Source organism: Comamonas granuli NBRC 101663 (assembly GCF_000739995.1).
Classification (GTDB): Bacteria; Pseudomonadota; Gammaproteobacteria; order Burkholderiales; family Burkholderiaceae_C; genus Simplicispira; species Simplicispira granuli.
On the sequence record NZ_BBJX01000004.1, the window covers coordinates 417,076 to 429,418 of the forward strand.

Here is a 12,343-nt window from a genome sequence, read left to right on the forward strand (position 1 = left end):
TAGCGCTTACCCAGATTGGGCTGCAAGCAAATTTCTTGCTGCAGTGCTGGCGGCGATGCGGCCCGCGGCCACGTCGCTTTGCATCTGCGGCAGCAGCGCCCGCACCGCCGGGTGCTGGCGAAAAGCCTGCTTGAGGCCGTAGTCGATGCGCTCCCACATCCAGGCCAGGGCCTGGCGTTCGCGCCGCGCGGCCAGGCGGCCGTTGGCGGTCTGCAGGCGGCGGAACTCGCACACCGCCTCCCAGAAGGCGTCCATGCCCTGGTGCTGCAGCGCGCTGATCTGCAGCACGCGCGGATGCCATTGGCGCGCGTCGTGCGGGTTGTGCTCGGGGTTGCCGTGCAGGCCCAGCAGGCGCAGGCTGGAGGTGATTTGCGCCTGCGCGCGCGTGGCGGCGGCCGGGTCGATGTCGGCCTTGTTGATGACCACCAGGTCGGCCAGCTCCATCACGCCCTTCTTGATGGCCTGCAGGTCGTCGCCCGCATTGGGCAGTTGCAGCACGCAGAACATGTCGGTCATGCCGTGCACGGCCGTCTCGCTCTGGCCCACGCCCACGGTCTCGACGATGACCACGTCGTAGCCCGCCGCCTCGCAGACGAGCAGGCTCTCGCGCGTCTTCTCCGCCACGCCGCCCAGCGTGCCGCCGCTGGGGCTGGGGCGGATGTAGGCGCGCTCGTGCATGGAGAGCTGCTCCATGCGCGTCTTGTCGCCCAGGATGGAGCCGCCCGAGACGGAGGAGGATGGGTCTATGGCCAGCACCGCCACCTTGAGCCCCTGCCCCACCAGGTACAGGCCCAGCGCCTCGATGAAGGTGCTCTTGCCCACGCCGGGCACGCCGCTGATGCCCAGGCGCAGGGCCTTGCCGGTGTGGGGCAGCAAGGCGGTCAGCAGCGCATCGGCCTGCGCGCGGTGGTCGGCGCGGGTCGACTCCAGCAGGGTGATGGCCTTGGCCATGGCGCGGCGCCGCGCTGCGGGCGCGCCCTGCAGGATGCCTTGCAGCCACTGCGCCGGGATCACTGGGCCACAGCCTTCTTGATCTGCTCCAGCACATCCTTGGCGCTGGCCGGTATCGGCGTGCCGGGGCCGTAAATGCCCTTGACGCCTGCGTTGTAGAGGTATTCGTAGTCCTGCTGCGGGATCACGCCGCCCACGAAGACGATGATGTCGTCCGCGCCCTGCGCCTTGAGCGCCTCGATGATGGCCGGCACCAGCGTCTTGTGGCCCGCCGCCAGGGTGGAGACGCCCACGGCGTGTACGTCGTTCTCTATGGCCTGGCGCGCGCATTCCTCGGGGGTCTGGAACAGCGGGCCGATGTCCACGTCGAAGCCCAGGTCGGCAAAGGCGGTGGAGACGACCTTGGCGCCGCGGTCGTGGCCGTCCTGGCCGAGCTTGGCGATCATCACGCGCGGGCGGCGGCCCTGCTGGGCGGCGAAGGCCTCGATCTCGGACTTGAGTTTTTCCCAGCCTTCGGCCGAGTCGTAAGCGGCAGCGTACACACCGGTCACCTTTTGCGTATCGGCGCGGTGGCGCCCAAAGACTTTTTCCAGCGCGTCGGACACCTCGCCCACCGTGGCGCGCAGGCGGATCGCGCGGATCGACAGGTCGAGCAGGTTGCCCTGGCCGGATTCTGCTGCGAAAGTAAGAGCAGCCAGCGCTTGCTCCACGGCGCTTTGGTCGCGTTTTGCCTTGATGGCGCCCAGGCGCGCGATCTGGTTCTCGCGCACCTTGACGTTGTCCACCTCCAGGATGTCCACCGGGTCTTCCTTGGCGAGCTTGTACTTGTTCACGCCGACGATGACTTCGCGCCCCGAGTCGATGCGCGCCTGCTTCTCGGCGGCGGCGGCCTCGATCTTGAGCTTGGCCCAGCCGCTGTCCACGGCCGCCGTCATGCCGCCCATGGCCTCGACTTCCTCGATGATCTTCCAGGCGGCATCCGCCATGTCCTGGGTGAGCTTTTCCATCATGTAGGAGCCGGCCCAGGGGTCGATCACGTTGGTGATGTGGGTCTCCTCCTGGATGATGAGCTGGGTGTTGCGCGCAATGCGGGCGCTGAACTCCGTGGGCAGCGCAATGGCTTCATCCAGCGCATTGGTGTGCAGCGACTGCGTGCCGCCGAACACCGCCGCCATGGCCTCGATGGTGGTGCGCACCACGTTGTTGTACGGGTCCTGCTCGGTCAGCGACCAGCCGGAGGTCTGGCAGTGCGTGCGCAGCATCAGGCTCTTGGGGTTCTTGGCGTGGAAGCCCTTCATGATGCGGCACCACAAGAGGCGCGCGGCGCGCATCTTGGCGATTTCCAGGTAGAAGTTCATGCCGATCGCCCAGAAGAAGGACAGGCGGCCGGCGAAATCGTCCACGTCCATGCCCTTGGCAATGGCGGTCTTCACGTATTCCTTGCCGTCGGCCAGGGTGAAGGCCAATTCCAGGGCCTGGTTGGCACCCGCCTCCTGCATGTGGTAGCCCGAGATCGAAATCGAGTTGAACCTGGGCATGTTCTGGCTCGTGTACTCGATGATGTCGCCGATGATGCGCATCGACGGCTTGGGCGGGTAGATGTAGGTGTTGCGGACCATGAACTCCTTGAGGATGTCGTTCTGGATGGTCCCGGACAGCTTGTCCTGCGGCACGCCCTGCTCCTCGGCCGCCACCACGTAGCCCGCGAGCACCGGCAGCACGGCGCCGTTCATGGTCATGGAGACCGACACCTTGTCCAGCGGAATGCCGTCGAACAGGATCTTCATGTCCTCCACGCTGTCGATGGCCACGCCGGCCTTGCCCACGTCGCCCGTCACGCGCGGATGGTCGCTGTCATAGCCGCGGTGCGTGGCCAGGTCAAAGGCCACCGACACGCCCTGCCCGCCCGCGGCCAGGGCCTTGCGGTAGAAGGCGTTGGACTCTTCGGCCGTGGAAAAACCGGCGTACTGGCGGATGGTCCAGGGGCGCACGGCGTACATGGTGGCCTGCGGGCCGCGCAGGTAGGGCTCGAAGCCCGGCAGCGTGTTGGCGTAGGGCAGGCCCTGCGTGTCTTCGGCCGTGTACAGCGGCTTGACGGTGATGCCGTCGGGCGTGCGCCAGTTCAGGGCGCTCACGTCGCCGCCCGGGGCCGATTTGGCGGCGGCCTTGGCCCAGTCTGCCAAGGTGGCGGGCGCGAACAAGGGCTCGGTGGAGGGGTGCTGGTCGCTCATGTCGGGGATTCTCCGGGGGGATGCGGGGGACGGTGGCAGGGCAATCCCTGTTGTTACCGCAAGTTTACATCATTCATAATTATTCATTCAAAATATTCTCTGCAGCTTACAATCACTCCATGTCTGCCGTCACCCTCACCCCCCGCGCCCTGTACGAAGACGTGGCCGAGCTGCTGCGCCAGCGCATCTTCCGGCGCGAGCTCGAGCCGGGCAGTTGGATTGACGAGCTCAAGATCGCCGAGGAACTGGGCATCAGCCGCACGCCCCTGCGCGAGGCGCTCAAGGTGCTCGCCGCCGAAGGCCTGGTCACCATGAAGGTGCGCCGCGGCGCCTACGTCACGGAGATGTCGGAAAAGGACTTGCGCGACGTCTACCACCTGCTCAGCCTGCTCGAGAGCGACGCCGCCGCCGTGGTCGCGGCCCAGGGCAGCGACGCGGATTTGCAGTCCCTGCAGGCGCTGCACGAGGAACTCGAAGCCGCCGCTGGCGAGCGCGACCGCTTCTTTGCCATCAACGAGCGCTTCCACATGCGCCTGCTGGAGCTGGCCGACAACCGCTGGCGCAGCCAGATGGTGACGGACCTGCGCAAGGTCATGAAGCTCAACCGCCACCACTCCCTGCTCAAGCAGGGGCGCATCGTCGACTCGCTGGCCGAGCACCGCCGCCTGATGCAGGCGCTGCACGCGCGCGATGCCCAGGCCACGCGCCTGGCCATGCAGGAGCACTTCCGCCAGGGGCTGGAAGCCGCCACCTGAGCGGCGCGGCGCTGCCGCGGGCCTGCGGCGCTATGATTTCAGGGTTTTCCCTGATGTGCACCCCCTCGGCGCGCATCACTCCGGAGCCCGCCACCATGATCTCTGCCCCTTCCAGCCTGGCAGCAGTGCAGACCCTGCCCGAACTGCTGGCCCTGCGCGCTGCACACACCCCCGCCGGCGAGGCCTACCGCGCCTTCGACCCCGCCAGCCAGACCTGGCGCAGCCTGAACTGGGCGCAGACGGCCGAGCGCGTGGAGCGCTGGCGCAGTGCCCTGGCCGCCATGGAGCTGCCGCGCGGCGCGCGCATCGCCATCCTGCTGCCCAACGGGCTCGACGCCATGAGCATGGACCAGGCCACGCTGGCCTGCGGCCATGTGCCCGTGCCGCTGCACGCCATCGACAACCCGGGCAGCATCGCCTACATCCTGGCCGATTGCGAGGCCGCGCTGCTGGTGCTGGAGACCGCGGAGCAATGGGAGCGCATCCAGGCCGTGGGCACCGCCCTGCCCCATCTGCGCGGCGTGCTGCTCACCCAGCCCGCGCAGGCCGGCCCTGCCCGCAGCCGCGCGCCCGCCGGGGTGCCCTGCTGGGCGCTGGCGGACTGGCTGGCGCATGCCGACGGCGCAGCCGCGCCGGCCACGCCGCCCACGGCCGACGACCTGGCCGCCATCGTCTACACCTCGGGCACCACGGGCAAACCCAAGGGCGTGATGCTGACGCACCGCAACGTGGTCTCCGACGTCCAGGCCGTGCTGCAGCGCATCACCCCCACGCCCGAAGACGTGTTCCTCTCTTTTCTGCCGCTGTCGCACACCTTCGAGCGCACCGCGGGCTACTACCTGCCCCTGGCCGCGGGCTGCTGCGTGGCCTACGCCCGCTCGGTGGCGCTGTTGTCCGAGGACCTGCGCAGCGTGCGCCCCACGGTACTGATCTCGGTGCCGCGCATCTACGAGCGCGTGCACGCCAAGGTGCTGGAGTCGCTGGCCCCCTCACGCCTGCGCACCCGCCTGTTCGAGGCCGCCGTGGCCGTGGGCTGGCGGCGCTTTTGCGCGGCGCAGGGCCTGCCCGCCCCCAGGCCGCAGGATGCCCAAGCCGCGGGGGCCTGGGCCGCCCTGCCCTGGCCGCTGCTGCAGCGCCTGGTGGCGCGCCCGCTGCTGGCGCAGTTCGGCGGGCGCGTGCGCGTGGCCGTGAGCGGCGGCGCGCCGCTGTCGGCGAGCATCGCGCGCTGCTTCCTGGGGCTGGGGCTGCCGGTGCTGCAGGGCTACGGCATGACGGAGACCTCGCCCGTGGTGTCCGTCAATGCGCTGGACGACAACCACCCCGCCAGCGTGGGCCGGGCGCTGCCGGGCGTGGAGGTGCGCATCGGCGACAACCGCGAGCTGCAGGTGCGCGGCCCCATCGTGATGCAGGGCTACTGGAAGCGGCCCGAGGACACGGCGCGCACCCTCTCGCCCGAGGGCTGGCTGGGCACGGGCGACCAGGCCGAGATCATCGACGGGCGCATCCATATTCGGGGTCGCATCAAGGAAATCATCGTCACCTCCGCCGGCGAGAAGGTGCCGCCGGCCGACCTGGAGCTGGCTGTAACCGCCGACCCGCTGTTCGAGCAGGCCTTCGTGGTGGGCGAGAACCTGCCCTTCATCGCCTGCGTGGCGGTGGTGCACCCCGAGGAATGGCAGCGCGTGGCGCGCCACCTGGGGCTGGACCCCAAGGACCCGGCCAGCCTCGACCACCCGGCCGCGCGCCAGGAGGCGCTGGCACGCATCGCCCGCCACACGGCAGGCTTTGCGCGCTACGCCGTGCCGCGCGCCGTGCACCTGGTGCAGGAGCCCTGGACCATAGAGAACGGGCTCATGACCCCCACGCTCAAGCTCAAGCGCAGCAACCTCATGGCGCGCTACGCCGCCCCCATCGAGGCCCTGTACCAGCGAGCCACAGGCCGCTGAACCAGCTGCGGCCGTGGCGCGCGGACCGCAAGGCGGCGGAAACAAGCGGAAACATCTGGCCGGATACCTGCGCCTGCCCTATGCTATGGGCAGGTCAGCCATCGAACGCACCCGCATGAAAACCACCGACAAGCCCGTCGTGTACGGCATCGAAGACATCCTCACCAGCCTGTGCAACTCGGTCACCCGGGTGCTGAACAAGGCCACGCAGAGCGACATCCGCTACTCGGGCATGGTGCAGCGCATCACGCGCACCTGCCTCAAGCCCGACATCGGCTGCTTCGTGCTCTTCGATGGCGGGTTCTCGGGCCTGGTCATCATCAACTTCTCGGCCCAGGCGGCCATGGAGCTGTATTCCAAGTACATGCTGCACATGGGCATGGCGCGCGAAGACCTGGCGGGCTCGTTCACCGCCGACGAGGTGGGCAACGTCATGGGCGAGCTGATGAACCAGGTGCTGGGCGACTTCACCAGCAAGGTGCACCGCGAGCTGCAAACCCACATCACCCAGAGCCAGCCCAAGATGATGGCGCTGAACAAGCAGGTGCTGCTGAGCGTGGACGCCAACCTCGACCAGCCCGAGGCGCGGCGCGTGACCTTCTACACCGCGGCCAACCACCTGTTCTACCTGGAGATGGCGATCGACCGCACGGAGTTCATCCAGCTCTACGACTTCGCGCCGCAGGAGGCGCCGGACCCCGACGCCCTGATCGCCCAGGCGCACGCCCAGGGGGCAGCGCCCCGGGCCGAAGCCGCCGCGTCGGCCTCCAGCGACACCGACGACCTGCTCAAATCCCTGGGCATGTAGGGCGCCCGCCCGCAGCGCCCAGCAGCGCCCAGCGGCTCAGGCGGCACAGGCTTCGGCGCGCGCCTCGGGCTGCGTGGCGTACACGGCGCCGAAGCGGTTGGCCAGGAAGTCCGCGAGCCGCACCTGCTCCTGCCCCACAAAGCCCTGCTGCGGCAGGGCCCCCTGGGCCACCAGGTCCAGGGCGGCGCAAATGCCGGCGGCCGTGGTGCGCTGGATGGCGCTCAGGCGGTGGCCTTGCACCTCGCAACCCAGGATGCGCGCCGAGTGCGACTCCTGCACCAGCCGGCCGCCCTGCAGGCCCGTGCTGCTGGCGAAGACGACGATCACGTCCTGCTCGGTGGTGGGAATGGCGGCCTCGAAAATCTCCTTGAGCAGATCGCGCCGGTCGCGCAGGCGCAGGTCGTTGAGCAGGAGCTTGAGGATGGCGCAGTGGCCGGGGTAGCGGATGGACTTGTAGTCCACCTGGCGCGCGCGGCCTGCCAGGGTCTCGGTCAGCGTGCCCAGGCCGCCCGAGGTGTTGAAGGCCTCGTACTCCACACCGTCCAGCGCAAAGGTCTCCAGCCCATCGAGCGCGGCCACGGTGGTCTTCACCCCGTCCACGATGGCCTCGCAGGGGTTGCAGTACTCGTTGATCAGGCCTTCCGTGCTCCAGGTCAGGTTGTAGCGCAGCGCGCCCTGCGGGTAGCGCGGCAGCGCGCCCACACGCATGTGCAGCCGGTGCAGCTCGTCAAAGCGCCGCGCCAGGTCGTGCCCCACGATGCCGATGAAGCCCGGCGCCAGCCCGCACTGGGGCATGAGCACGCTGCGCGCATCGCGCGCCAGCGCGCGGATCGCCTGGGTGCTTTGCACGTCCTCGGTCAGGTCGAAATAGTGCACCCCGGCGCGGGCGCACTGCGTGGCCACGCCCACGGCGCAGTGGAAGGGCAGCGCGTTGAGCACGGCGTAGCGCCCGGCGATGGCGCGCGCCAGCGCTGCGTCGTCGCCCGCGGTGCAGGTGGCGACGCCCAGCGCGGCCACGGCCTGGAGGCGCAGCGGGTCGCGGTCGGCAACGAGCACGTCGTAGTCGCCGCTGCGCGAAAGCAGCAGCGCCATGGCAAAGCCGATGTGGCCGGCGCCCAGGATGGTGATGGAACGGCGGGGGGTGGTCATGGCAGGTCTCCTCGGTTCTTGGATGGGGCTGTCGGGCAGCACCCTTGCATGCTAGGCGCGGGTGCTGTCAATGTGTAGCGTGCAATGCGACGAATACCGCTTTAATATTCGTCATTCCGTCGAAAAGCACCGACACAGCATGCACCCCACCCTGGACGAGACCGACCGCCAGCTCCTGAGCCTGCTGCAGGCCAATGCCCGCGAGAGCACCGCCACCCTGGCGCGGCGCCTGGGCCTGGCGCGCACCACCGTGGTCGCGCGCATCGCCCGGCTGGAGCGTGCGGGCGTGGTGGCGGGCTATGGCGTGCGCCTGGGCACGCGCATGGACCAGGCCACCGTGCGCGCCTGGTGCAGCCTGAGCGTGCTGCCGCAGTCCGCGCCGCAGGTGCTGCGCGCCCTGGCCGCCATGCCCGAGGTGGAGGAGGTGTCGGCCGTGAGCGGGCCGTTTGACTACCTGGCCTTTGTGCGCTGCCCCAGCCACGAGCGCCTGGACGCCCTGCTCGACCAGATCGGCCAGACCGACGGCGTGCACCGCACGCAGACCAGCATCGTGCTCAGCCGCAAGATCGACCGGCGGGGGATTGGGTAACACACCCCCCTGTGGCGCTGCGCGCCTTCCCCCCGCTCTCGCAGCGCTGCGCGCTGCGGGCAGGGGGACACCCCCGGCGCGGCGGAGCGGCCCTTGCGCGGGGGCCGCTGGGCTGGGATGCGCCCATTTCAGACGCCGTGCATCGCCCGGTGATCGCTCTATTTTTTATAGCTACTGACGCTTTCTCAATAAGCGCTGGAAGCCAATTTCATTCAACATCAAACTGGTCCGCATTCTTGCCCTGGATGGGGGCATAAAACGCCTTGATGCGGGCCATGTCGGCCTCCACGTCGCCCGTGGGCTGGAACAGCGGGCCCAGGCCGCCGACCTTGCGCCCGAAGTCCACGAACGCCAGCACGATGGGCACGCCCGCCTGCTGGGCGATGAAGTAAAAGCCCGTTTTCCAGTGCCGCGTGCGCCCGCGCGTGCCTTCGGGCGGGATGATGAGCTGCATGGGGCCCTCGGCCGCGCGCATGGCCTGGGCTGAGCTCGCGACCAGGTTGCTGCTCTGGCTGCGGTTGACCGGAATCCCCCCCAGCCAGCGCATCAACCCGCCGAACGGCGCCCGGAAGATGCTCTGCTTGCCCATCCAGTACACGCGCAGGCGCAGGGCAAAGGCCAGCATCAGGGTGTAGGGCAAGTCCCAGTTGCTGGTGTGCGGCGCAGCAATCAGCACGCTCTTGGCCGCCTGCGGAGGCAGCGCGCCCTCCACCTTCCAGCCGCCGAGCTTGAGCAAGGCCAGCGACAGGCCGCGCAGCAGGGTGTTGACGATGGGCGTATCAAAAATGGTGCGGTGGCGCATGGAGACTCAGGCTGTGCATGCACCAAGGGCGGTCTTGATACTTCTTGCAACAAACGGGCGCGAGTGTAGCAGCGCCACCCCGCCCGGCTGGGACTGCGCCTGCCCCAAAGCAAAGCGCCGCAGGGCAAGCCCTTGCGGCGCTGTGGGCGGTGGGTGCTCCGCCAGCCAGTTGCTGGGAGCGCCTGGGGCTCAGACGCCTGCGAGCACCACCTCGACGCGGCGCGCCTCGGCGTTGCTGCCGCTGCCCTGGGTGGCTTCGGGCTTCTTCAGTTCGATGCGGTCTTCGGCCACGCCCAGGGCCTGGAGGGCGTCGCGCACGGCCAGCGCGCGGTTCTTGGCCAACTCGGCGTTCAGCGCGGCGTCGCCCGTGGCGTCGTGAAAGCCCGAGACCACGGCCTTCTGCCCTGCGGCCACGCCCTGGACGATGTCGGCCAGGGCCTCGTTGGCGCCCGCGGCCAGGTCGGCCTTGCCGGTGGCGAAATAGAACTTGACCACGCCGTTTTCCACGCGCACGCTGGCGCCATCGTCCGTTGCGGCCGCTGTGGCCGCCGCAGGCGCCTTGGCGCCGCCCATGCCGCGCTGGACCACCACCGTGCCCACCACGCTGGCCACCACCAGCGCAATCAAGGCGAACACCAGGCCCAGGGCAAAGCGCTGCTGGCTGTCATCATCGGAACTGCTGAACGACATCTTGGAAACTCCGTGAAAAAATGAGGGGGAGAGCGCACTTGAACCGCCCATTGTAAATTGCCCCGTCACGCCGCCATGCCCGCCTTTTCCCCCTCCACCCGCGACCCTGCCCCGCTCCTGGAACGCACCCTGCAGCACTGGGGCGGGCGCGGCGACGTATGGATTTTTGGCTACGCCTCGCTCATCTGGCGGCCCGACTTCGAGCACGCCGAGCGCCGGCCGGCCCGCGTGCATGGCTGGCACCGCGCGCTCAAGATGTGGAGCCACGTCAACCGCGGCACGACCGAGCGGCCCGGCCTGGTGTTTGCCATGCTCTCGGGCGGCAGTTGCCAGGGCATGGTGTTTCGCGTGCGCGAGCGCCAGGCCCATGCCGTGCTGCAGACGCTGTGGCTGCGCGAGATGCCGGTGGCCGTGTACGACCCGCGCTGGCTCACCTGCCAGACACCGCAAGGCCCGGTGCAGGCCCTGGCGTTCACGCTCTCGCGCCGCAGCCCGCATTTCACGGGCACGCTGGCCGACGAGGAGTACCGCCGCATCTTCGCCCAGGCCCGCGGCCGCTATGGCAGCACGCACGACTACGCGCAGGACACCTACCACGGCCTGCGCCAGGTCGGCATCGACGACCGCGCGCTGGGGCGGCTGCTCCAGCGCACCGCGCCTGAAGCGGCCCGGGCGTGACTTAGTACCGCGTCCGCCATTCCGTATCGGGCCCGCGGGGGCGGGCGGCCCTTAGAGTGCGGTGCTTCTTAACCCGCATCAAGGAATTTCTGCCATGAAACTGCACTACCCCCTGTTCGCCGTCGCCGCTCTCGCCCTGGCGGGCTGCTCGGCCTTCTCGTCCGGCCCCTCGGCGCGCGCCGCACTGGAGCCCACGCGCGGCAATGCCGTGGCGGGCACGGTGCGCTTTGTCCAGACGGGCGAGGTAGTGCAGGTCAGCGGCCAGATCAGCGGCCTCAAGCCCGGCGCCGAGCACGGCTTCCACATCCATGAAAAAGGTGACTGCTCCAGCGGCGACGGCATGAGCACGGGCGGCCACTTCAACCCCGGCGGCCATGCGCACGGCCGCCATGGTGCAGGCATGCACCACACGGGCGACCTGCCGCCCCTCCGGGCCGATGCCCAGGGCGTGGCGCAGTTCAGCTTCACGTCGCGCAGCATCCGCCTGGACAGCGGCAGCAACGACATCGTGGGCCGGGGCCTGATCGTGCACCGCGACCCCGACGACTACACCACCCAGCCCACCGGCAATGCCGGCCCGCGCCTGGCCTGCGCCGTCATCCGCAAGGATTGACGCCACCGCCTGCCCGGTGGCCGCCGGGCAGAATAGAGGGCATGAGCAGCCCTTCCACTTCCATCGCCGACCTGCGCAAGAGCTACGAGCGCGCCGAACTCAACGAAGACGCCTCGCATGCCGACCCCATGCAGCAATTCGACCAGTGGCTCAAGGAGGCCCTGGCCGCCCAGGTGCCCGAGCCCAACGCCATGACCGTGGCCACCGTGGGCAGCGACCTGCGCCCGAGCACGCGCGTGGTGCTCATCAAGGGCTACGACGCGCGCGGCATCGTCTGGTACACCAATTACGAGAGCCGCAAGGGTCGCCAACTGGCGGGCAACCCCTATGCGGCGCTGCAGTTCCACTGGGTGGAGCTCGAGCGCGTGGTGCGCATCGAGGGCCTGGTGGAGAAGGTCAGCGACGCCGAGAGCGACGAGTACTTCCACAGCCGCCCGCTGGACTCGCGCATCGGCGCCTGGGCCAGCCCGCAAAGCCAGGTGATCGCCGGGCGCAGCGTGCTGGTGGCCAACGCCGCCCGGTACGGCGCGCAGTTCATGCTCAAGCCGCCGCGCCCGCCGCACTGGGGCGGCTACCGCCTGGTGCCCGACCAGTGGGAGTTCTGGCAAGGCCGCAAGAGCCGCCTGCACGACCGCCTGCGCTACCGGCAGGAAGGCGGCGCCTGGGTGCGCGAGCGCCTGGCGCCTTGAGCCCCTTCCCCCGCCACGCTTGAGGCCCGGCCATGCTGCAAACCTACCAAGGCTCCTGCCATTGCGGCGCAGTGCGCTTCGAGGCCGACCCCGACCTTGCCCAACCCACCTACCGCTGCAACTGCTCCATCTGCCGGCGCACACGCTTCTGGCCCGCCGTAGCGCGCGCAGGCGGCTTGCGGCTGCTGGCGGGCGAGCAGGAGCTGACCCAGTACCTGTTCAACAGCCGCAAGAACCAGCATTACTTCTGTCGCCACTGCGGCGTGCGCCCCTTCGGCATCGGCACCGAGACGCCCATCGGCATGATGTACGGCGTCAACATCGGCTGCCTGGAAGGACTGTCGGAAGAGGACCTCTCAAAGCTGGCCGTCGTGCATGTGGACGGCATGCACGACCGCTGGGACAGCGCCCCGGCCTTCTGCAGCCACCTCTGACCGTGTTC

At 69.3% G+C, this 12,343-nt stretch carries 13 protein-coding genes; 8 read left to right on the forward strand and 5 right to left on the reverse strand.

What is annotated here, in order from left to right; genetic code table 11:
* Window positions 1-6: 6 nt before the first annotated feature.
* Both meaB and scpA read right to left on the reverse strand, forming a co-directional pair.
* Window positions 7-1,014 (reverse strand): methylmalonyl Co-A mutase-associated GTPase MeaB, encoded by a 1,008-nt coding sequence (gene meaB, locus CGR01S_RS05295; RefSeq protein ID WP_042423236.1) that lies wholly within the window; start codon window positions 1,012-1,014, stop codon window positions 7-9.
* Window positions 1,011-3,182, reverse strand: a complete 2,172-nt coding sequence (gene scpA / locus CGR01S_RS05300) for a methylmalonyl-CoA mutase (protein ID WP_042423239.1) — start codon at window positions 3,180-3,182, stop codon at window positions 1,011-1,013. The genes meaB and scpA overlap by 4 nt, the downstream gene beginning before the upstream one ends.
* 119 nt (window positions 3,183-3,301) lie before the next feature.
* On the opposite strand from scpA, the gene CGR01S_RS05305 reads away from it, so the two are divergent.
* From CGR01S_RS05305 to CGR01S_RS05315, 3 genes are all read left to right on the forward strand, one after another.
* Complete coding sequence (locus tag CGR01S_RS05305) at window positions 3,302-3,937, forward strand: GntR family transcriptional regulator (protein ID WP_042423243.1); 636 nt, start codon at window positions 3,302-3,304, stop codon at window positions 3,935-3,937.
* Between the two features lie 95 nt (window positions 3,938-4,032).
* On the forward strand, window positions 4,033-5,883 hold the full coding sequence (locus CGR01S_RS05310; RefSeq protein WP_042423523.1) for an AMP-dependent synthetase/ligase: 1,851 nt from the start codon (window positions 4,033-4,035) through the stop codon (window positions 5,881-5,883).
* A 115-nt stretch (window positions 5,884-5,998) separates the two neighbouring features.
* On the forward strand, window positions 5,999-6,691 hold the full coding sequence (locus CGR01S_RS05315; protein ID WP_042423247.1) for a DUF3334 family protein: 693 nt from the start codon (window positions 5,999-6,001) through the stop codon (window positions 6,689-6,691).
* Between the two features lie 36 nt (window positions 6,692-6,727).
* Here CGR01S_RS05315 and CGR01S_RS05320 read toward each other — a convergent pair whose 3' ends face one another.
* Window positions 6,728-7,840: a saccharopine dehydrogenase family protein gene (locus CGR01S_RS05320; RefSeq protein ID WP_042423250.1), complete on the reverse strand. Its 1,113-nt coding sequence runs from the start codon at window positions 7,838-7,840 to the stop codon at window positions 6,728-6,730.
* Window positions 7,841-7,979: 139 nt separating this feature from the next.
* Between CGR01S_RS05320 and CGR01S_RS05325 the strand changes: the two genes are divergently transcribed.
* Complete coding sequence (locus tag CGR01S_RS05325; RefSeq protein WP_042423253.1) at window positions 7,980-8,429, forward strand: Lrp/AsnC family transcriptional regulator; 450 nt, start codon at window positions 7,980-7,982, stop codon at window positions 8,427-8,429.
* Window positions 8,430-8,637: 208 nt separating this feature from the next.
* Here the strand turns inward: CGR01S_RS05325 and CGR01S_RS05330 are convergent, their stop codons facing one another.
* Entirely contained in the window at window positions 8,638-9,231 is a 594-nt protein-coding gene (locus CGR01S_RS05330; RefSeq protein WP_042423257.1) for a lysophospholipid acyltransferase family protein, read from the reverse strand.
* Window positions 9,232-9,420: 189 nt separating this feature from the next.
* Window positions 9,421-9,921 carry an OmpA family protein gene (locus CGR01S_RS05335; protein WP_042423261.1) on the reverse strand — a complete coding sequence of 167 codons (501 nt, stop codon included), beginning with the start codon at window positions 9,919-9,921 and terminating at the stop codon, window positions 9,421-9,423.
* A gap of 75 nt (window positions 9,922-9,996) precedes the next feature.
* Here CGR01S_RS05335 and CGR01S_RS05340 point away from each other — a divergent pair, with 75 nt between their 5' ends.
* From CGR01S_RS05340 to CGR01S_RS05355, 4 genes are all read left to right on the forward strand, one after another.
* Window positions 9,997-10,599 (forward strand): gamma-glutamylcyclotransferase, encoded by a 603-nt coding sequence (locus tag CGR01S_RS05340; protein ID WP_042423266.1) that lies wholly within the window; start codon window positions 9,997-9,999, stop codon window positions 10,597-10,599.
* A 94-nt stretch (window positions 10,600-10,693) separates the two neighbouring features.
* A complete protein-coding gene (locus CGR01S_RS05345; RefSeq protein ID WP_042423270.1) occupies window positions 10,694-11,212 on the forward strand; it encodes a superoxide dismutase family protein in 519 nt (172 codons plus the stop codon).
* A 41-nt stretch (window positions 11,213-11,253) separates the two neighbouring features.
* A complete protein-coding gene (gene pdxH / locus CGR01S_RS05350) occupies window positions 11,254-11,901 on the forward strand; it encodes a pyridoxamine 5'-phosphate oxidase (protein ID WP_042423274.1) in 648 nt (215 codons plus the stop codon).
* A 32-nt stretch (window positions 11,902-11,933) separates the two neighbouring features.
* Window positions 11,934-12,335: a GFA family protein gene (locus CGR01S_RS05355; RefSeq protein WP_042423277.1), complete on the forward strand. Its 402-nt coding sequence runs from the start codon at window positions 11,934-11,936 to the stop codon at window positions 12,333-12,335.
* The last annotated feature ends 8 nt before the right edge of the window (window positions 12,336-12,343 follow it).

Bases quoted from the DNA above. Each gene is read 5' to 3' on its own strand.
- scpA (WP_042423239.1), bottom strand. From the start codon at position 3,182: ATGAGCGACCAGCACCCCTCCACCGAGCCCTTGTTCGCGCCCGCCACC.
- CGR01S_RS05305 (WP_042423243.1), top strand. From the start codon at position 3,302: ATGTCTGCCGTCACCCTCACCCCCCGCGCCCTGTACGAAGACGTGGCC.
- CGR01S_RS05310 (WP_042423523.1), top strand. From the start codon at position 4,033: ATGATCTCTGCCCCTTCCAGCCTGGCAGCAGTGCAGACCCTGCCCGAA.
- CGR01S_RS05315 (WP_042423247.1), top strand. From the start codon at position 5,999: ATGAAAACCACCGACAAGCCCGTCGTGTACGGCATCGAAGACATCCTC.
- CGR01S_RS05320 (WP_042423250.1), bottom strand. From the start codon at position 7,840: ATGACCACCCCCCGCCGTTCCATCACCATCCTGGGCGCCGGCCACATC.
- CGR01S_RS05325 (WP_042423253.1), top strand. From the start codon at position 7,980: ATGCACCCCACCCTGGACGAGACCGACCGCCAGCTCCTGAGCCTGCTG.
- CGR01S_RS05330 (WP_042423257.1), bottom strand. From the start codon at position 9,231: ATGCGCCACCGCACCATTTTTGATACGCCCATCGTCAACACCCTGCTG.
- CGR01S_RS05335 (WP_042423261.1), bottom strand. From the start codon at position 9,921: ATGTCGTTCAGCAGTTCCGATGATGACAGCCAGCAGCGCTTTGCCCTG.
- CGR01S_RS05340 (WP_042423266.1), top strand. From the start codon at position 9,997: ATGCCCGCCTTTTCCCCCTCCACCCGCGACCCTGCCCCGCTCCTGGAA.
- CGR01S_RS05345 (WP_042423270.1), top strand. From the start codon at position 10,694: ATGAAACTGCACTACCCCCTGTTCGCCGTCGCCGCTCTCGCCCTGGCG.
- pdxH (WP_042423274.1), top strand. From the start codon at position 11,254: ATGAGCAGCCCTTCCACTTCCATCGCCGACCTGCGCAAGAGCTACGAG.
- CGR01S_RS05355 (WP_042423277.1), top strand. From the start codon at position 11,934: ATGCTGCAAACCTACCAAGGCTCCTGCCATTGCGGCGCAGTGCGCTTC.